This is a genomic window from Caproiciproducens sp. MSJ-32, from assembly GCF_018918055.1.
Lineage (GTDB): Bacteria > Bacillota > Clostridia > Clostridiales > Clostridiaceae > Clostridium.
The window spans coordinates 1-3,446 of record NZ_JAHLPS010000050.1; the positions used below are offsets into that span (position 1 = coordinate 1).

At 27.4% G+C, this 3,446-nt stretch carries 4 protein-coding genes; 2 read left to right on the plus strand and 2 right to left on the minus strand.

Annotated features, from left to right (window positions below):
- Both KQI16_RS05925 and KQI16_RS05930 read right to left on the minus strand, forming a co-directional pair.
- The coding region (locus KQI16_RS05925; protein WP_216432772.1) for a BMP family lipoprotein at positions 1–536 on the minus strand (536 nt) is incomplete at its 3' end.
- 286 nt (positions 537–822) lie between these two features.
- Positions 823–1,500 carry a DUF554 domain-containing protein gene (locus tag KQI16_RS05930; protein ID WP_216432773.1) on the minus strand — a complete coding sequence of 226 codons (678 nt, stop codon included), beginning with the start codon at positions 1,498–1,500 and terminating at the stop codon, positions 823–825.
- Positions 1,501–1,690: 190 nt separating this feature from the next.
- Here KQI16_RS05930 and KQI16_RS05935 point away from each other — a divergent pair, with 190 nt between their 5' ends.
- Positions 1,691–2,599 carry a DUF5685 family protein gene (locus KQI16_RS05935; protein WP_216432774.1) on the plus strand — a complete coding sequence of 303 codons (909 nt, stop codon included), beginning with the start codon at positions 1,691–1,693 and terminating at the stop codon, positions 2,597–2,599.
- Complete coding sequence (locus tag KQI16_RS05940) at positions 2,586–3,209, plus strand: J domain-containing protein (RefSeq protein ID WP_216432775.1); 624 nt, start codon at positions 2,586–2,588, stop codon at positions 3,207–3,209. The genes KQI16_RS05935 and KQI16_RS05940 overlap by 14 nt, the downstream gene beginning before the upstream one ends.
- Positions 3,210–3,446 lie beyond the last annotated feature (237 nt).

Genomic DNA, 3,446 nt, shown 5'->3' on the forward strand with positions numbered 1-3,446 from the left:
ACTGCTGGTATTTCCATACCACCTATAAATCCTAGGTCTCCTTCTTTTAATTCTAAAGAAGCTGCAACTCCTGCTAAGAAACCTGCTTGTTCTTCTGCAAAGAAGATAGCTATTGTATTATTTCCTAATTCATAGTTATTATCTCCGTTATGTGGAGCTCCATCTATAATTACAAACTTAGCATCTTCATACTTCTTTTGTGCATTATAGATAGCGGTTTCAAATTTAAATCCAGGAGTAACTATAAACTTGTATCCTGTATCATATAGATTTGTTATTTCTTTTGAATAGTCTGCTTCAGTAGTACCTGCTGGTTTTAAGTAACTTGTTTCAACTCCAAATTCTTCTTCAGCTCTTAAAATACCTTCCCAAGTACCTTGGTTGAAAGATTTATCATCGATAGTTCCTGCATCAGTAACCATTCCTACTTTAAAATCTACATTTCCTGAACCATCTTTTTTAGAGGCATTTCCACATCCTACTAATCCAGTAACCATTAGTGCTGATAGTGCTAAAGCTATTGCTTTTTTCTTCATAAAATTATCCTCCTTAGAATTTATGTAAATTATTAATTTGTTAAATTCGTCCAAGTCGAATTTCTATTGAGATTATACAATATATATTTTTTAAATACAATACAAAAATTCGTAACTATAGGTCTTCTTCGACATTTAATTGCAGTATTCTTCAATTTATTAAACTTATTAAACCTTTTCAAGCTAACAATGGAAACTCAAAGTGGACGAATAATTCATATGTGTTTTTTATATTTATTTAAGTTGTGTACTCTACTTTATATAGAATATACAACTTAAGTAAATTTTATAACAAACTTAAAATAACTGCTATTAACATAGCTGGTAATAGATTAGAAATTTTAATTTTAGTTATATTAAGAATATTAAAACTTAACCCCACAATAAGCAGACTTCCAACTGCGGTCATATTATTAATGGCAGCATCACTTAATACTTGAGACAATAAATTTGCTCCAAAAGCTATAATTCCCTGATATATAAACACACTTACAGATGATAACATAACTCCTATGCCTAAACTAGAAGAAAATATAATAGAACTTATTCCATCTAAAATGGATTTTGCATAAAGAGTACTATTGTTATTATTTAATCCACTTTCTAGCGCTCCAACAATAGCCATGGCTCCAACGCAAAATAATAAAGTTGCACTAACAAATCCCTCTGCAATTGAAATAGAATTATTATTTTTGCTTATTTTCCTTTCTATAGCCATTCCAAAATCATTAAGTTTAGCATCAATATCAATTAATTCTCCTACTAATGCTCCTAAAGCAATAGAAATTATCATTATTAAAGTATTTTCTCCTTCTAAAGCTCCTAAAATGCCAATATATAGAGTACACAAACCTAAACCATTCATTACAGTTGCTCTAATTTTTTCACTTATTTTTCCCTTAATTATTAATCCTATAAAAGATCCTATAATGATAACTACGGAATTTATTATTGTACCCAACATTTCACAGCCCCCCAATAATTTTATTATTTACAAATGATTTTACTAATATTTATATTTTTTTATTTTACAACATTATTATTATCTTTACCAAATTAATTTATATATATAAAATTAACATTCTATATTAATTATTGTGAATAAATATTAAATTTTGTATAATTAGATTAAACAAAATTAAGGAGTGTTTTTATTGTTTGGATATGTAACTCCATTAAAAAGTGAACTAAAAATAAAAGATTATGTAAAATTCAGAAGTTATTACTGTGGATTATGTATGAGTTTTAAAAAAAATATAGGTAATTTACCTAGGTTAACATTAAATTATGATATGGCTTTTCTTGCAGTATTACTTGATTCAATATCAGAAAAAGAAGCTTCAATTGAAATAAAGCGCTGTCTTCCACATCCCTTGGAAAAGAAGCCTATAATCGTAAATAATGATGCAATAGATTATGCAGCAGCAATGAATCTTTCTCTTTATTATTTTAAAGTTAAAGATGACATTCAAGATGATAATAAGTTAAAAAGTAAGTTATTAGAAAAAGTCTTATATCCTTATGAAAAAAAATTAAATAAATCACTCAGAAAGATATCTAGCATAATAGAAAAAAATTTAAATGAATTAGCAAACTTTGAAAAAAATAAAAATTTTTCTAATATAGATGAAATCTCACATCCTTTTAGTAATATTGTTGGAAATATATTAAAGGAATATCCCTATCCTCTTATAGATGATAGTGAGATTTTGAGGAATAATCTTTATAACCTTGGATACACTCTTGGTAAATGGATATATCTTATAGATGCTGTAGACGATTTAAAGGAGGATATTGAAAACAAAAAATTTAATCCTATAATTTTTTTATTTAATCAAGATAGTAAGCCTTATGAAGAGTTGCTTAACTCTATTAAAGATAGATTAGAATTTACAATATTAAATTGCGCTTATAACTGCAAGGAAATTTTATCAAAACTTCCATTAAAAAGAAATAGTGATATATTAAAAAATATTTTGGAATTAGGCATAATGGATAAATACCTTTCGGTTATAAATAAAAGATGCGAAAGTAAAAGGAGGAAAAGAAATGAATCCATATGAAGTATTAGGTCTTAAGCCAGGAGCTAGTCAAGAAGAAATAAAGGCCGCTTACAAAAAATTAATTAAGCAATATCATCCAGATCAATATGGTGATAATCCTCTTAGAAATCTAGCTGAAGAAAAAATGAGAGAAATAAATGCTGCCTATGATCAATTAACTAAAAATTCAGGAAACAATTCTTATAGTTATAATTCAAGCAGCTATAATTCCAGCAACTATAATAATTCTAGCAGCTATAATTCCAGCTATGATTTTAATGAAATAAGAAGGTACATGCAAATGGGTAACTATGCTGCTGCTGAAGCAAAATTAAATAGCATATCTAATAGAAATGCTGAATGGAACTTTTTATATGGTGTTTTACTAACTAACATGGGAAGATTTGATCAAGGACTTAGCCATATTCAAACAGCTGTTAATATGGAGCCTAACAATTTTGAATATAGACAAACTTTAAATTCTTTATATCAAAGAACTAGAAATTATTCAAACAACTATTATAGGACAACAGGAATAAATAATTCTGATGTTTGTGAAATGTGTATAAATCTTTGGTGCTTAGACTCAATTTGTGAATGCATGGGTGGCGACCTAATCGGCTGCTGCTAATTTTTGGTTGTGTAAAGTAAATATGAAAAAATAGCGTAGCTACATGTATAATTACACAAGATTACACAGTTTTTTATGTAATTTAAATTAATAAACTATAATCATACTGGAGTTATGAAAAAAAGGCATGCCGAAGGCACCTACGTAAAACTTAAAAAATGTAGGTGTATTAAGAATATATGGTTTATTTGAAAATTAAGCAGACAGAAGCCAGTTATTAATATTTTTTTCATCAAC

Coding starts and splice junctions, on each gene's coding strand:
- KQI16_RS05930 (WP_216432773.1), bottom strand. CDS start 1,500: ATGTTGGGTACAATAATAAATTCCGTAGTTATCATTATAGGATCTTTT.
- KQI16_RS05940 (WP_216432775.1), top strand. CDS start 2,586: ATGAATCCATATGAAGTATTAGGTCTTAAGCCAGGAGCTAGTCAAGAA.